The sequence below is a fragment of the Pseudomonas sp. UV AK001 genome, assembly GCF_046097675.1.
In the GTDB taxonomy this organism is placed as follows: Bacteria; Pseudomonadota; Gammaproteobacteria; order Pseudomonadales; family Pseudomonadaceae; genus Aquipseudomonas; species Aquipseudomonas kribbensis.
The window spans coordinates 1,643,800-1,658,074 of the sequence record NZ_JBJUVZ010000001.1 but is presented as its reverse complement, the minus strand read 5'-3'; the positions used below and the strand labels follow the sequence as shown (position 1 = coordinate 1,658,074).

General features: G+C 60.2%; 17 protein-coding genes. 8 read left to right on the top strand and 9 right to left on the bottom strand.

Going from position 1 to position 14,275, the window contains the following annotated elements:
• Positions 1-88: 88 nt before the first annotated feature.
• Positions 89-655, top strand: coding sequence for a MarR family winged helix-turn-helix transcriptional regulator (locus tag ACKLNA_RS07570; RefSeq protein ID WP_408985462.1), 567 nt, complete (start codon positions 89-91; stop codon positions 653-655).
• Positions 655-1,851 (top strand): FAD-dependent monooxygenase, encoded by a 1,197-nt coding sequence (locus ACKLNA_RS07565; RefSeq protein ID WP_408985461.1) that lies wholly within the window; start codon positions 655-657, stop codon positions 1,849-1,851. The genes ACKLNA_RS07570 and ACKLNA_RS07565 overlap by 1 nt, the downstream gene beginning before the upstream one ends.
• Positions 1,852-1,941: 90 nt before the next feature.
• Here ACKLNA_RS07565 and ACKLNA_RS07560 read toward each other — a convergent pair whose 3' ends face one another.
• On the bottom strand, positions 1,942-2,850 hold the full coding sequence (locus ACKLNA_RS07560; protein WP_408985460.1) for an alpha/beta hydrolase: 909 nt from the start codon (positions 2,848-2,850) through the stop codon (positions 1,942-1,944).
• A 59-nt stretch (positions 2,851-2,909) separates the two neighbouring features.
• Positions 2,910-3,473 carry an AAA family ATPase gene (locus ACKLNA_RS07555; RefSeq protein ID WP_408985459.1) on the bottom strand — a complete coding sequence of 188 codons (564 nt, stop codon included), beginning with the start codon at positions 3,471-3,473 and terminating at the stop codon, positions 2,910-2,912.
• Between the two features lie 164 nt (positions 3,474-3,637).
• Here ACKLNA_RS07555 and ACKLNA_RS07550 point away from each other — a divergent pair, with 164 nt between their 5' ends.
• Together ACKLNA_RS07550 and ACKLNA_RS07545 are read left to right on the top strand one after the other, a co-directional pair.
• Positions 3,638-4,765 (top strand): saccharopine dehydrogenase NADP-binding domain-containing protein, encoded by a 1,128-nt coding sequence (locus ACKLNA_RS07550; RefSeq protein WP_408985458.1) that lies wholly within the window; start codon positions 3,638-3,640, stop codon positions 4,763-4,765.
• Positions 4,766-4,767: 2 nt separating this feature from the next.
• Complete coding sequence (locus ACKLNA_RS07545) at positions 4,768-5,259, top strand: DUF2269 family protein (protein WP_408985457.1); 492 nt, start codon at positions 4,768-4,770, stop codon at positions 5,257-5,259.
• On the opposite strand, the gene ACKLNA_RS07540 is transcribed toward ACKLNA_RS07545, so the two are convergent.
• The gene (locus tag ACKLNA_RS07540) at positions 5,242-5,706 is read right to left on the bottom strand and encodes a thiol-disulfide oxidoreductase DCC family protein (RefSeq protein ID WP_408985456.1); all 465 of its coding nucleotides are present in this window, start codon (positions 5,704-5,706) and stop codon (positions 5,242-5,244) included. The two genes, ACKLNA_RS07545 and ACKLNA_RS07540, sit on opposite strands and share 18 nt — an antisense overlap.
• 41 nt (positions 5,707-5,747) lie before the next feature.
• Positions 5,748-6,737, bottom strand: a complete 990-nt coding sequence (locus ACKLNA_RS07535; RefSeq protein WP_408985455.1) for a zinc-dependent alcohol dehydrogenase family protein — start codon at positions 6,735-6,737, stop codon at positions 5,748-5,750.
• Positions 6,738-6,902: 165 nt separating this feature from the next.
• Between ACKLNA_RS07535 and ACKLNA_RS07530 the strand changes: the two genes are divergently transcribed.
• Positions 6,903-7,793, top strand: coding sequence for a LysR family transcriptional regulator (locus ACKLNA_RS07530; RefSeq protein ID WP_408985454.1), 891 nt, complete (start codon positions 6,903-6,905; stop codon positions 7,791-7,793).
• A 16-nt stretch (positions 7,794-7,809) separates the two neighbouring features.
• Here ACKLNA_RS07530 and ACKLNA_RS07525 read toward each other — a convergent pair whose 3' ends face one another.
• The 4 genes from ACKLNA_RS07525 to ACKLNA_RS07510 all read right to left on the bottom strand — a co-directional run bounded on the left by ACKLNA_RS07525 (position 7,810) and on the right by ACKLNA_RS07510 (position 10,174).
• Positions 7,810-8,361, bottom strand: coding sequence for a GNAT family N-acetyltransferase; N-acetyltransferase (locus ACKLNA_RS07525; protein ID WP_408985453.1), 552 nt, complete (start codon positions 8,359-8,361; stop codon positions 7,810-7,812).
• Positions 8,362-8,479: 118 nt separating this feature from the next.
• Complete coding sequence (locus ACKLNA_RS07520; protein WP_408985452.1) at positions 8,480-8,770, bottom strand: hypothetical protein; 291 nt, start codon at positions 8,768-8,770, stop codon at positions 8,480-8,482.
• Between the two features lie 76 nt (positions 8,771-8,846).
• A complete protein-coding gene (locus tag ACKLNA_RS07515; protein ID WP_085733975.1) occupies positions 8,847-9,185 on the bottom strand; it encodes a hypothetical protein in 339 nt (112 codons plus the stop codon).
• A gap of 86 nt (positions 9,186-9,271) precedes the next feature.
• Positions 9,272-10,174 (bottom strand): LysR family transcriptional regulator, encoded by a 903-nt coding sequence (locus ACKLNA_RS07510; protein ID WP_408985451.1) that lies wholly within the window; start codon positions 10,172-10,174, stop codon positions 9,272-9,274.
• Positions 10,175-10,298: 124 nt separating this feature from the next.
• Here ACKLNA_RS07510 and ACKLNA_RS07505 point away from each other — a divergent pair, with 124 nt between their 5' ends.
• The 3 genes from ACKLNA_RS07505 to ACKLNA_RS07495 all read left to right on the top strand — a co-directional run bounded on the left by ACKLNA_RS07505 (position 10,299) and on the right by ACKLNA_RS07495 (position 12,620).
• Entirely contained in the window at positions 10,299-11,729 is a 1,431-nt protein-coding gene (locus ACKLNA_RS07505; RefSeq protein WP_408985450.1) for an aldehyde dehydrogenase family protein, read from the top strand.
• Between the two features lie 164 nt (positions 11,730-11,893).
• Positions 11,894-12,196 (top strand): hypothetical protein, encoded by a 303-nt coding sequence (locus tag ACKLNA_RS07500; protein WP_408985449.1) that lies wholly within the window; start codon positions 11,894-11,896, stop codon positions 12,194-12,196.
• Positions 12,189-12,620 (top strand): hypothetical protein, encoded by a 432-nt coding sequence (locus ACKLNA_RS07495; protein WP_408985448.1) that lies wholly within the window; start codon positions 12,189-12,191, stop codon positions 12,618-12,620. Before ACKLNA_RS07500 ends, ACKLNA_RS07495 begins: the two co-directional genes overlap by 8 nt.
• 75 nt (positions 12,621-12,695) lie before the next feature.
• On the opposite strand, the gene ACKLNA_RS07490 is transcribed toward ACKLNA_RS07495, so the two are convergent.
• Positions 12,696-14,258, bottom strand: a complete 1,563-nt coding sequence (locus ACKLNA_RS07490) for a diguanylate cyclase (protein ID WP_408985447.1) — start codon at positions 14,256-14,258, stop codon at positions 12,696-12,698.
• Between the last annotated feature and the right edge of the window lie 17 nt (positions 14,259-14,275).

The window sequence follows — 14,275 nt, the reverse complement described above, 5'->3', positions numbered from 1 at the left end:
AAAGAGGGGATCGGTCTGTTTTCCGAAAAACGGACCGGTTCCCTTTTTTTGCCTTCAGTCCAGAAATGTAGCTAAGCAAGTTAGCTATATGTTAGTTTCGCGTCCTCACCACGACCCGCCGGGACTGACCCTACACATGACATCGCCTTCATCACCGCCCGATCCGTCCGAAGATCCCCGCAATCTGCAGATCGCCAGTGATGTCGTCGGCCAGCAGTTGCAGCAGATCGCCATCCTCACGCGCAAGGCGGCCAGCCATCTGGGCGCGGTTCTGGGCATCAATCAGACCGATGTCGCGGCGCTGGAGCATCTGATCGCGGATGGACCTCTGCCGCCGACCGAACTCGCGGCGCGGCTTTCCGTGACCTCCGCCGGTATCACGCAGGTCATCGATCGACTGGAACGCGCCGGGCATGTGGTCCGCGAGCGGCAGCTCAATGACAAGCGCCGGGTGCTGGTGTGTCCGGTTCCGGAATCGGTGGCGCAGGCCTATCGGCATATCGCGCCGATGCTCAATAGCCTGAGCGCCGTGCTCGGAGCCCTCGATGGCGAGGATCGCGCCGTGGTTGAAGCCTTCCTGGGTCAAGTGATCGAGGTCTACCGCACCACGTTGCCAGGCAACGCTGTGGTCACGTCTGAAAACCGGGACGAGTGATGAACCCCAAAAAAGTATTGGTGACCGGCGCAAGCATCGCCGGGCCTGCGCTGGCGTATTGGTTGTCCCGGCAGGGTATGGACGTCACGGTGGTGGAGAGGGCGCCTGCGTTTCGCGATGGCGGACAGACGATTGACGTGCGGGGCGCCGGGCGTGAGGTCGTCCGGCGCATGGGCCTGGAAGATTTGATTCGGGCGAACACGACCCAGGAACAAGGCATCGCCTTCGTTGACCGGAACAATCGGACCAAGGCGTTTCTGGGGGTCGAAGCGTTCGACGGTGAGGGGCCGATTGCCGAACTGGAGATCCTGCGGGGTGAGCTCGCCAAACTGCTGATCCAGCACGGCCAGGACCGTGTCCTGTACCGCTTCGGCGATAGTGTTGAAGCCATGGAAGACGATGGCGAGCAGGTTCATGTGCGTTTCGAGCAGGGTAGCGAACAGGTTTACGATCTGGTGATCGTGGCTGAAGGGATTGGTTCGACGACCCGCAACCGGGTGTTCGGCAACGAGGTCCAGCGTCGTCCTCTCAATCTGTACACGGCTTACTTCACCGTGCCTCGACAGCCGAGCGATGGCCAGGTCATGCGCTGGCACAACCTTCCGCGTGGTCGCTGTGTCTGCTTGCGGCCGGACAATCTGGGCACCACCCGCGCGTTTTTGTCTTTTCAGCAGGCGCCGTGTGGATACGAAAAACTCGCGCAGGACGAACAGAAGTCCTTGCTCAGGCAAATATTTGCCGACGCCGGTTGGGAAACGCCCCGCGTACTGGCTGCGTTGGAGGATGCCACCGATCTTTATCTGGACGCAGTGGGGCAGGTCAAAATGTCCCGCTGGTCCAAGGGACGCATCGCGTTGGTTGGGGACGCAGCTTATTGCGCATCGCCCATCAGCGGCATGGGCACCAGCCTGGGGCTGTGCGGCGCCTATGTGCTGGCCGGTGAACTGGGGCGTCATGCCGACCATACCCTGGCGTTCGCGGCCTATGAAAAACGGATGCGGCCCTTCGTCGCCCAGGCGCAAAACGTGCCCGGCTTCGCCCCCAGACTGGCCTCGCCGCATTCGCGCCTTGGCATTGCCCTTGGTCACACGGTGTTGAGGCTGGCCAGCGCGCCGGGGTTCAAGCGCCTGTTCGGGAAGATCCTTTCGCCGAAGGCGGATGCTATCGAGTTGCCGGAGTATGGCGAGCAGCAGTGAATCAATGGGGACAGATTTATTATCAACAAATAAATCTGTCCCCATTTTGCATTAATCTGTCCCCATTTTATTGTCCCCATTTTATTAACATCAGCGGGTCATAAAGCGGCGAATCGCCTGAGTGGTTTCCACCGGCGCTTCTTCCATCAGCCAATGGCCCGCGCCGGCGATCACCACTTCGGTGACGTTGTCGGCGGCGTTGCGCATTACGATGGCTTCGTTGTTGCCGAAGGATTTCTCACCACCGACGGCCAGGACCGGCATCGTCAGTTTGTTCTTTGACGACGCTTCGTTGTCCACCGCGTCCTGGCGAATGGCGCGGAACTGGGCGAAGGCTGCGTGCATCGCGCCGGGGCGGGCGTAGAGTTTGGCGTAGTGCTGGCGGGTGGCTTCGTCGACTTTTTTCGGGTCGCCGGCGAACTCGTTCCAGAACCGGTCCAGATAAATGCGCTCACGGCCGGCGACCAGCCGCTCCATGTCCACGCCTCCAAAATCGAAGTGCCAGAGCATCGGCGAACGCACGATGTCATTCCACGGCGCAATGCCCGGAACGGGCGCATCCATCACTACCAGGCGGTCGGTCTTTTGCGGATACCGCGAGGCATAGGCGAAGGCGACCATGGTGCCGATGTCGTGACCGATGACGACCGAATGTTCGATGCCCAGCGAGGCGAGTACGGCGCGGATGTCTCCCGCCTGGGTCTTCTTGTCATAGCCACCGTCGGGTATCGACGACAACCCCATGCCGCGCAGATCAGGGATTACCACGGTGTGATCCTTCGCCAGATCGGTGGCGAGTGGCACCCACATGTCCCCGGTATCACCAAAACCATGCAACAGCACCACGGCTGGGCCTTTGCCGCCGATGCGCGTGTGGATTTTCGCGCCGTCCACGGCAACGTCTTGCGTGCGGAAGTCAGCGGGGAACGGTTTTACGTCAGCATGTGCCGGAGCACTCAGGGCCACCAGCAAGGAGGCGGTCAGCAAGGCGCGGATCATCACGGAGACTCCAGAGGAGGTAGTGGATGGAGCGTAGACCGCTTTTAGAACCCCGCCTTTTAGCGTTGAGTGTTTTGCGCGGGCGTCTGCTTCTGGCTGACTTGAGGTGTGGTGCAAAGCCTGTCGAGAAAGGTCGAAACCTGCCGTTTGCCACGCAGACGCACTACCGGGATGTTTGGCCCGATTGATTGACGTACGTTATCGATACCCGGGCGGTAATCCTGGTCAAAGGTCCATACGAACTTCAGAAATGTCAGGAATTTTCTGTCGATTTTCTCTCTGCAGCCTGTCGCGAGATCCGGGCGAGGGCGGTTCATGATGCTGCGCCGAATTACGCGGGCGAAGCAGGTGAGTCGCGGCGTATCGAGCCAGATAATCAGGTCGGCACGGGGCAGGCGCAGATCGAAGGTTCGCCGGGCATAGTTGCCTTCACACACCCATGAATCTGCTTTGATTGCTTCGCGGACCCGTGTGCGGAACTGCTCCGCGTCGGGCTCGACCCAGCCTGGCTCCCAGAACAAGGTGTCCAGGTGAACCACGGGAAGGTTCAGGCGCCGGCCGAGGGTGCGGGCGAGGGTGGATTTGCCGCTGCCGGCATTACCCAGAATCACAATCCGTTGCATGGGGACGTCCTGTCGAAAAAAGCCGGCAATTGTGCAGGCTTCGGGTGTTCAATCAAAGCGGATTCAGTCGTATTTCTTGCCTGACCCGTAGATATCAGGGAAGCTCCCGCGAATCCTGTCTCGGGCAAGTTGGCTTTACGATCGAATCGTTAGGGAAGCGGTGAATGGCGTTCAAGGTGTTGGTGGTCGGTGGGTATGGAAACTTCGGCAGCATCGTCTGCCGGCATCTGGCGTCGATGCCCGATGTTGATCTGGCGATCTCGGGTCGCGATCCGCACAAGTTGCTGCGCAAGGTCGAGGCGTTGCAAGCCGCTTCAGGAAAAACCTGCGCCAGTTGGTGTGGTGATGCCATGGGGAATGGGTTCAAGTCCGCTCTGAATTCGATGGGGATCGAGTTGGTCATCCACACCGGAGGCCCGTTTCAGGGGCAGTCCTATGCGGTAGCCGAGAGTTGCATCGAGGCCGGGGTGAATTATTGCGACTTGTCTGACTGCCGAACCTTCGTCAACGGTATCGCTGTACTCGATGCGCGCGCGAAAGCGGCGGGCGTGGCGATTCTCAGTGGTTGCAGTTCAGTGCCGACGCTATCGTCAGCCATCATCGATCAGCAGCGGTATCGCTTTCAGCGCATCGACTCGATCGAGCATGGCATTTCCTCTTCCGCGAAGATGCCGGGGCTGTCGACCGTCGAAGGTGTGCTTGCCTACGCGGGCAAGCCGATCAAGCAGCTCAAGGATGGCCGGGTTCACGAGGTGCCGGGCTGGCAGGATCTGACGCTGCGCAAGATGCCGCACCTGGGCACTCGCTTGCTGGCTAATGTCGACGTGCCGGACATGGACATTTTCGCCGGTCGTTACGGTGCCCGTACCTTGAGTTTCAAGGCTGGGGCGGGGTTGAAACTTGGCGGTGTCGCCAATGCTCTATTTGCCCAGGCCCAGAAGATGGGGCTGATTCGGGACCATGCGCCTTGGGCTGCGCGACTGCATCGCCTGGGCACCCGCTTCGAGCGATTCGGCGATGGCAAAAGTGCGATGTACATCGACGTGCAAGGTCTCGGGGTTGAAGGACAACCGCTGTCCATGACCGCTCAACTCACGGCCGGAAATGACAAGGGCCCGGAAATCCCAAGCTGCGCCGCTGTGGCCCTGGCCACCAAAATGGCCCAAGGGTATGTGCCCGAGTCCGGCGCCCGGCCTTGCGTCGGCGAAATCACCGTCGACGAATACATGGCCGCGATCAACGACCCTGGAAACCTCAGCCTGTCCGTGCATTTCTCTGACGGGCAGCGCTGACCATGCTTTATCTGTGCCTCAAGTACATTCATGTGATCGCCGCGGTTTTCCTGTTCGGCTTCGGCATGGGCTCCTACCTTTACCTGATCGCCGCCAGCCGCACTGCCAACCCTCAGGTGATCGCTCACGTGGCGAAAATGGTCGTGCGCTTCGACGCCTGGATCACCACCCCGGCAGGTTTCATTCAGATCGCATCGGGCTATGGGCTGATCAGGCTGGCCGGCCTTCCGTTGACCACGGAATGGGTGCTGACCTCGTTGATCATCTTTCTTTGCGTGGGATCGCTCTGGCTGCCGGTACTGGTGCTTCAGAAGCGCCTGTACGTGATGGCTTCGAATGCAATCGAGACCGGAGGAGGGCTTGAGGATGAATACCGGTCGGTCTACCGGAAATGGTTCTGGATGGGGGTGGCCGGTTTTCTGGGGATGTTCGTGATTGTCTTGATGATGGTGACGAAGATGACGCCCGTGCAGGTGCTAGGGCTGTTGCTGTAGTGAAGCCTTCAGAAAGCGTTGCTCATGATCGGGATCAGGCAGAAGACAGGTGTCATATTGTCCAAACAGCCGATAACGATTCAGGGCAATACGATCGTAGGCCCAGTTCCGAAGCCCGCGCGGGAAAATGCGCAAGCATTGCAATGGACGCCAGCGGGCAGGCAGTTGGGCAACGACTTCGAAAAAGGCATCGGAGCGCTCCCAATAGTGTCGGTCGCGGATGACCGCCATGGTGTCGAACTGATCGAGGGGTAACTCTGCCCAGGCGAGCAGCGCCTGCCCTTCGGGAGACTGCACCGCTGCCAGCCGGACTCGCTGATGGCGGTCATGGCGAATCAGGAATTTCGCCCAGCCATTGCACAACTTGCAGACACCATCGAACAACACCACCGTCTCGCCGGGTTTCAGCAGGGGAGCGGGTGACGGGCGAATCCGGGAAACGGGCATAGACATCGGTCCATTGAGGCCTGGTTTCCCGGATCATATCCTTAAACGGTCACGACAATCTTGCCGACCTGCTGGTTGGCTTCAAGAAAGCGATGCGCTTCTTGAATGTCCTCGAGGGGGAACGTCTTCGCGATGATCGGCTTCAGCGCGCCCGATGCGAGACCGTCGGAAATGAACGTCTTGGCTCGGGCCAGAGCGGCAGGATCCGCGACGACCTCCGCGTAGAGGTAGCCCTTGAGGGTCAGGCATTTGCCCAGCACGGTGAACAGCGGGAACGGCGTAGGCTCCGGGCTCAAGGCGCCGTACTCAAGCAGAATGCCGCCCCTGGCCATGCTCTGGGTGAGTTGTTCGAAAGCGGGGCCGCCGATCGGATCGAACACCACGCGCGCACCCTGGCCATCGGTCAGGGCCATGACGGCGGCAACGATATCCTCTTCATCGCTGACGATGACGTGCGCGGCGCCGGCGTCCAGCAAGGCTTGCTTCTTGGCGCGGGTGCGGGTCACGGCAATCGAAGTCGCGCCGACCATTCGGGCAATCTGGAAGGCGGCGAGGCCAACGCTGCTGGAGGCGGCAGTGACCAGCACAAAATCATTCCTCGTCAGTCTGGCCTGTTCGACGAGCGCGCCCCACGCGGTGACGTATTGCATCCAGGAGGCGGCAGCCTGCGCGAAAGTCAGGTTCGACGGGTGTTTGACCGTGAGCTCGGCGGGCACGTTGGCCAGTTCGCCGTAGGTGCCCCATTTCGCGATGTCCAGCGGCGGAATCAGGCTGACCGCATCGCCGACCTTGAACTCGCTGACACCGGCACCGACGGCAGCTACCACCCCGGCGGCTTCATAACCGAGGCGGCTGGGAAATTGCGCTTCCTGCAGATAGGCGTGATTGCGGAACATGACCTCGGCCCGATTCAGTCCAAAGGCCTTGACCTCGATTTGCACTTCGCCGGGTGCCGGGGCCGGCACATCGACCGATTCCAGTTTCAAAACGCTTGCGTCGCCGTATTCATGAATCCTGACAATGCGTGCCATGGTTACCTCTTCTGTGATCAATGAGGCCGGTGTGAACGACCTGAGTACCAGTGATAACGCGCCTGCTGGAGTTGTGCGCGTCGTTGCCATGGCCGTCAATTTAGGCTTTGGCCCGGGTCGGATAAAGACCTACGATAGCGCAACACTAGAAACACAGGGTTTCCAATGGATCGCCTCACATTGATGGCCGTCTTCGTCAAAGCGGTGGAACTTGGCTCCTTCAGCGCGGTGGCCGATGAGCTCAATCTGTCCCCGCAACTGGTCGGCAAACAGGTCAAGATGCTCGAGCAGCATCTGGGTGTCTCGCTGCTCAATCGCACGACCCGCAAACAGAGCCTGACCGACTTCGGCCGCACGTTCTATCAACGGGCGAAGCTGATCCTGGCCGATATGGACGCCGCCGAAGAAATGGCCGCGATGACCCGAGGCGTGCCCAGTGGCCGCCTCAGAATCAACGCACCGGTCACCTTTGGCGTCAGCACGCTGGCGCCTCGACTGCTGGAGTACATGGTCAGGTATCCGCAGGTGTCGGTGGATCTGACCCTGTCCAACGAACTCGTTGACCTGCTGGAGGGCGGGTATGACGTGGTGTTTCGAATCGGTGAACTGTCTGACAGCGGTCTGAAGGCATTGCCTTTGAAGCCCTATCAAATGGTGCTGTGCGCGGCGCCTGCCTATCTGGCCAGGCGTCCACCGATTACGACCCCGCTGGATCTGCAGGAACATGAATGCCTGGCGTTCGCCTATTCCGACGGTCGTTCCCACATTCGCCTCGAAGGGCCGGACGGTTGCATCGACGTGCCGATTAAAAGCAGATTGACGATCAATCAGGCCGACCCGTTGCTGTCGGCGGCGGTGGCCGGACTGGGTGTGGTGCTGTTGCCGCTGGAGCTGGTCAAGGATGCGCTGAGAAGCGGAACGCTGGTCGGGCTGCTGCCGGACTACAACGTCCCGGTCTCCCCGATGAATCTTCTGTACGCACCGGACCCTCGGTTGACGCCCAAGTTGCGAAGCTTCGTGGATTTTGCAAGGGGTGTGTTTGGGGCGGGTGCGTGAAGGAAGATTGTGGCCTTCATCTCTGATTTTCTGGCTGGCTTGTAGCCCATTGCTCCCGGGTCAACCCGTAACACTTGCACCAGGCCGGTGTCGTGGACAGCGTCAGCTCGGCATCATACAAGTGCACCGCACCGATCTTCATGGCGGCTTTTTGCGAGCGGATGTTCGACGGTGCGATGTGGAGATAGACCGTGTCGTACGCCTTGAAGGCGTGTTCCAGCATCAGCTGCTTCAGTTCGTGATTGGTTTCGCCACCCCATTTCGCCCGCACCAGAAAGGTGTACCCGATGGCGATACTGTCCGGCAGGTCGGGCGGTGTGTAATAACTCGACATGCCCACGATCAGCCCCGAGTCGATATCGATGACGACCAGGGTTTTGCCGGTGGCCAGCCGCGCGGCGAAGTACGTTTCGAATACCGGCTGCTCATGGCGGTCGCTGGCGGGGTGGCCTGCCCAGATTTGCGGGTCCGAGGCCGCCAGAAACAGACCTTCAAAATCGTTTTCGGTCAGAGGCCTGAGCCTCAGCGTGCTCCCGCATAAAACGGGTTGGCAGTCGAAGTCGCGCACTTGATGGGGGTCCTTTCCAGTTGAATCGTGGGAAGGGAACCAGTCTAGAGTCTCGGATCCTCAAGAAAAGAGCCAATGCGCCTGATATTGATGGAGCCATCGCGCTCAAGCTTGATGACTACGGTTTCGACGCTTGAATCGCCGCATCAAGCAATGGCCCCGTGATCAGCCGTGCCTTGTAATCGCTGACGAAATAATTGATTCGATTGGCCAGGTACTGAATGGACAGCCAGCCCAGGCCGTGGTGATCGCGCAACTCATCGTCGTTGAGCTTGATCAGAGCGTCATAACTCACAAAAGACGCTTCGCAATTGACGAGCAGATACAGGGATCCGTCTTCAGCACCCAGAAGGTCCCAATAACTGTCGTTCAGGTGATAGGTTGCAGGGGCAAGTCGAAGCAGCTTCATGTTTGATTCCCGTGAAAAGGCGTGAGAAGGGGACTGATTTATTTCAGGAACCGATCCGAAAACCCTCTGGCCAGCCTCACCACAGCAACGCTTCAACTTCATCAAATTTACCGGCGACCCTCAAAAAGGTATCCGCCCATCCGCTACTCATGCCGAGTTCCTGCAACGGTCCGGTCGGTGCGAACAGCACGGCGACCTTCAACCGCTCTGGCAAGGTGCCAGCCTTTAAGGAGTGAATTAGGGCTTGCAGTTCTGTTTTCGCATCGAGCTCATCAGCCCAGGACGACCAGCAGAAGTCGTTATCCGGAATCGACACCAACTCGATAACGGCCTCAAGTATGAGGATGAGTGATTCGATATCGGACTCACACTGGGTGGGTCCTTGGAGTAAACGACGCAGGTGACGGGTTTCCATGGAGCATTCCAGATACGGTTTCTACGTTAAATGAGGCAGGTATTGATTGTGCGAGCCGCACATCCTGTGTCGACTCTACGCCCGAATCAAACCAGATTGGGCCGCAACTCGTGCACCAGATCAATCAGCGCACGCAACCGAGCCGGCACGAAGCGATGGCCCGAGTAGTAAAGCCTCAACCCGCCAAACGACGGACACCACGGCATCAGCACCGGCACCAGCGCGCCGCTGGCCAGTTCTTCCTGGATGAACCACTCGGAAATGAAGCCGATGCCAAGGCCCAGCACCACGGCCTGTTTGATCGCCAGCAATTCGTTGAACACGAAGCGCGTCGGCAGATCCATCTGCAGTTTCTCGCCGTCGCGTTCCAGCTCCCAGTGATAGAGGCCGCCGTGGGCCATGCGCATGCCGATGCTCTGGTGGGTGAGCAGATCCCGTGGGTGTTCGGGCACGCCGTGGCGTTCGAGGTACTCGGGCGTTGCCACCATGAGCATGCGGATGTCGTCTGACAGCGCCACCGCAATCATGTCCTGCGGCACGGATTCCGCCAGGCGGATCCCGGCGTCGAAGCCCCCGGCGACGATGTCGACCATGCTGGCCTCGCTGACGACGTCGATGCGCACCTCGGGATAACGTCGGGCGTACTGATTGAGCAGCGGCTCCAGCAGCAGGTACGCCGCGCCGTGCGGCGCGTTGATGCGCAGTGTGCCGCTGGGCTCGTCGAGACCGACGCTGGCCTCTTCGCCGGCACTCTTGATCTGCGCCAGGGCCGGGGCGATGCGCTCCACATAGCGCTGCCCGATGTCGGTGAGGGCAACGCTGCGCGTAGAGCGATTGAACAGACGCACCTTCAGGCGCGCTTCGAGGCCGGCCACCGCGCTGCTCACCGCCGTGGTGGACATGCCCAGTTCCTGTGCCGCGCCGCGAAAACTTTTGCGTCGGGCGACGGCCAGCACCACTTCCAGCTCGGTCATTCCTGTCCTGTGCATGGATTGTCCTGAAAATAGGGATGCTTCATAAGCCGAAGGATAGCTTATCGGAACAATCAACCCTTCTTAGACTTCGCTTCATCGAGGCTTGCTTCAAGCGGGTCATTTTCAGCGAGGAGTTGCCATGCAGCGCATTGAACACATCTACATCAACGGTGAGTACGTCCTGCCACACGGTCAGGAATGGTTCGACCTCCATAACCCGAGCACCGAGGAAGTCATCGGCCAGGTTCGACTGGGCGATGCACTCGACGCCCAGCGTGCCATCGCCGCCGCCAAGGCTGCGTTCCCGGCCTGGTCTCGTACCACGCGTGAAGAGCGTGTTGCCGCCCTGCAACGCATGCACAAGGCCGTCGCGGCCAGAGAGGAAGAACTGCTGGAAGCCATCCTTGAGGAGTACGGCTCGCCTGCGGTTCGCGGGCGCTGGATGGCGACGTACCCGGCGGATGTGATTGCGCAAGCGATCGAGGCACTGGAGGCGTTCGACTTCGAAGAGCAGGCCGGCATGGCCAAGGTCATTCTGACGCCCGTGGGCGTGACCGGGCTGATCACGCCGTGGAACAGCAATGCCGGCTTCATCTGCAACAAGCTGGCCACCGCACTGGCGGCAGGCTGCACTGCCGTCATCAAACCCAGTGAGATGAGCGCGTTGCAGACGCAGGTCGTAATCCGGGCGTTGCACGAAGCAGAGCTGCCACCGGGTGTCTTCAATATCGTCAACGGACGAGGCGACGTGGTTGGCGAGGAGATCGCCCGCCATCCCGACGTGGCCAAAATCTCGTTCACCGGGTCGTCCGCGGTCGGTCAGCATCTGGTCAGAACCGGTGCCGACACCCTGAAGCGCGTGACCCTGGAGCTGGGCGGCAAGTCACCCACCGTGGTACTCGATGACGCGGATTTCGAGGCGGTCATGCCGCTGGCGCTGCACGCAGGATTTCTCAACAGCGGCCAGGCCTGCATCGCGGGTACGCGCATTCTTGTTCCGCGTAAACGGCTCGCAGAGTTCGAGCAGGCTGCGAAGGAAGGCGTCGCACAGTTTCAATCGGGCGACCCACGCAACGCCGACACCGATATCGGCCCGATGGTGAGTCAGAAACAATGGGACCGAGTGCAGCGCTACATCCGTATCGGCCAGGAAGAGGGCGCGAGGTTGCTGGCGGGTGGCGAAGGTCGACCTGAAGGCCTGCACGCCGGATGGTTCGTCAAACCTACGATCTTCACCGACGCCAACAACCAGATGCGTATCGCGCGAGAAGAAATCTTCGGTCCCGTGCTGACGATCATCCCTTACGAGGACGACGCCGATGCGATCCGCATCGCCAACGATACGGACTATGGGTTGAGCGCCCTGGTGCTGGGCCAGAACCCCGAACGCTGTGTGAACATCGCCCGCCAGATCGATTCGGGGCGCGTGCTGATCAACACCCTGGCCCACGAACCGCGTGCTCCGTTTGGTGGATTCAAACACTCGGGCCTGGGGCGCGAAATGGGCAAGTGGGGGATGAGTGCGTATCTGGAGCCGAAGACGTTGATCACCCTTGACGCTGTGAAGTGAAAGGATTGCGTCCTTGTCGGGGAGTGCTGTGTGAGGATCGGAAATCGGGTGGTATGCATTCCTGGTTTCCAGCAGCGCTACGCATGATCGCCCGGGTCTGAAGTTGACCGTCCATGCTGCCTTGTCGCAGCATGGCGTCTCCCGAATTCCACGGCTGGAAACTCATGTCTGAACCTTTGGACCTTGATGAATTGTTGGAGCATGTCAGCGATGAAGCCTCGTTCATTCGCTTCATCAAGGCGCTGGGTGCTGATTTTGCCCACGAGCGATCATTGGAAGGCCTTTCACCTTCAGCCCTCTATGGAGCAGGCGCTTCAGGGTGGGAAAACGGATCCGTTGACTCGTTCCTTGATGCCGCCGCCGCGTGGGCGGATTCGAGCAGCCGATCCTCCTCAAACGGAGGTGCGGTATCGAACGTATGGCAGCGTTGCGCAGCCATTCTGCTGGCCGGAAAGTTTTATGAGTGAGCTGCCCGCGACCTTCGCGTCTGACCGGAAGAACCCCATGCCCAGAGTGTTACCGGACAACGAACTCAACGCGTTATTGGTGGAAGCCGAGGACAACGGTTTAACGCTCAGTGATCTTGCCGCCACTTGCACGCAGTTCTCCATTGCACCGCGAGATCTGCTGAACGAACTCTCCATAACCATTGCCGATGGCTATCTGGAGAGATCGCTGGACTATGAGTTTTGCGATGGTGTGATGAACGGAATCATCAACGCCGTGGTTGAGGTCGCCATGACTGAAGATATGCCTGAACCCGCCTTCTCGCTCTATCAGGCGTTCGATCTGGGTGAGTGGATCCGCAGTGAAGACCCGCCGGGAACTGATCCCAGTGAGAAATACGCGAGGCCAGTGGTTGAGGACATAATGCGTACGTTGAGGGGCTGAGGTTCATTGTCGATTCTGACGGGCGACTGACGTGGAATCGGGCTTGCGCTTCTGGCCGTCACGCGCCGTCATCAATCACACCGACTCATCCGCCGAGCACCAACGATTGCGCCCCAGCCGCTTCGCCTGATACAGGCAGGTATCCGCCGACTTCAGCAGCATGGCCGGCGTCACCGCGTCGTCAACCGGATGGCGGGTCGCAATGCCGGCGCTGGCGGTCACGTATCCGAGGGGATGCCCGGTGTGTTCCAGTTCCAGCGAGCGGATGGCTTGCAGGATGTCCTCGGCGACCTGGATGGCGCCGGCGTTTTCGGTGTTGGGCAGCAGCACGGTGAATTCTTCGCCACCGTAGCGCACGGCGAGGTCGCCGGGGCGTTTGACCGCTTGCTGGATCGCACGTCCGACGGCGTTCAGGCAGTCATCGCCGGCGGCGTGGCCATAGCGGTCGTTGTAGCGTTTGAAGTGGTCGACATCGAGCATGATCAACGACAGCGACGAGCCCTGGCGCCGGGCCAGACGAATCTCGTCCGCCAGCGCATTGTCCAGGCGCCGACGGTTGCCGAGGCCGGTGAGGCTGTCGGTCAGTGCCATATCGCGCATGGCCTGGTGGGCGGAACGGATTTCCCGTTCCATCGCGATCCGCTGGCGCAACTGGCTCAGTACGATCAGTCCGAAACCGGCGAGGACCAGAATCAGGAAAATCAACACGAAGCCGTTTTTCAGCAAGTCCCGACGCCACGGCGCGGTGATGGAATCTTTCGACAGGCCGGCCTCCACCACCAGCGGATAGGTGGTCAACGCGCGATAGCCGTACAGGCGCTCGGTGTCATCGACCACCGCCCGGATCTGGGCAATACCTTCGTTGGAGGCGGGCAGGTAGGTCTTGAAGATCTCGCTGTTCGCCAGGCTTTTGCCCACCACGGAGGCGATGAAAGGGCGGCGAACCAGAATCGTGCCGTCACGCATGGCCAGCACCAGTGCGCCTTTGTCATCGATCCGGAAATCGCCGTAATAGTCGACGAAGTAACTGACCTTGACCGTCCCCAGCAGCACGCCGGCGAACGAGCCATCGGGGTTGTTCAAGCGGCGGGAGATGGGAATGATCAGGTCATGGGTGGAGCGGCTCTCGACCACCTGGCCGATGCGTACCTGCCGATCCTCATGGGTGCGGTGGTACTCGAAATAATCGCGGTCGGCGTTGTTGGCCATTTCCGGGGTGACTTCTTTGTCAGTCACGATCCAGTGGCCGTCCCGGCCGTAGATGAACAGGCCGTGCAGCTGCGGCATGATTTTCGATTGCTGCACCAGCAGCTTGTGAATGCGCGGGACATCGAGGTTCTGCAGACCATCACCTTCGACACGCTCGGCCAGCCCGGCGGTGACCACATCGACCTGGCGAATCGTATCCTCGGCGTGCTGGGCCGTGGCGCGGGCCAGGTTGGTCACCGAATCGCGCGCGGACGCAAAGACCGAACGATAGTCACGCCATGTCCGCCAGCTCTCGACCGCCAGAAACGCCACGACCACCACCAGCATGAAGCTGACGGTCAGCCGAAAGGTCGAACCGGCCTTCATCGCTTTGCCGGCGGGGCGCCGCGTGTCGTTCGCCGTGGGCGCTTGTGTGTTGCGTCCGAGCATCAACTTTTCCCTGGATG